Origin of the sequence: Pseudomonas sp. AD21 (genome assembly GCF_002878485.1) — a bacterium.
Taxonomy (GTDB): Bacteria; Pseudomonadota; Gammaproteobacteria; order Pseudomonadales; family Pseudomonadaceae; genus Aquipseudomonas.
Genome location: NZ_NQYG01000148.1, coordinates 1 through 378, shown reverse-complemented (window position 1 = coordinate 378; position 378 = coordinate 1). Strand labels below are relative to the sequence as shown.

Below are 378 nucleotides of genomic sequence, written 5' to 3'. Positions count from 1 at the left end.
CGGATGCGCGAGTGGCGATCTGCGTCGAGCGCGGGCTGGATCTGGTGGTCGGTCTGCTCGGCATCCTCAAGGCGGGCGGCGCTTATGTGCCGCTGGACCCGAGCTATCCGGCGGAACGTCTGGCGTACATGCTCAAGGACAGCGCACCGACCGCGGTGCTGGTGCAGACGACTACTCGCGGGTTGTTCGACGCGTCTGCGGCGACGTTGATCGACCTTGACCACAGCATTTGGCAGAACATGCCGGAGCATGACCCGCAGGTGCCGGGCCTCAGCCCTTCGAACCTCGCTTACATGATCTACACCTCGGGTTCTACGGGCTTGCCGAAGGGCGTGATGATCGAACACCGCAGCGCCTGCAACATGGTGCACTGGGGTT

1 protein-coding gene is annotated in these 378 nt (G+C 64.0%); it reads left to right on the top strand.

Annotated features, from left to right (window positions below):
- The coding region (locus PseAD21_RS29385; RefSeq protein WP_146011329.1) for an AMP-binding protein at positions 1-378 on the top strand (378 nt) is incomplete at both ends.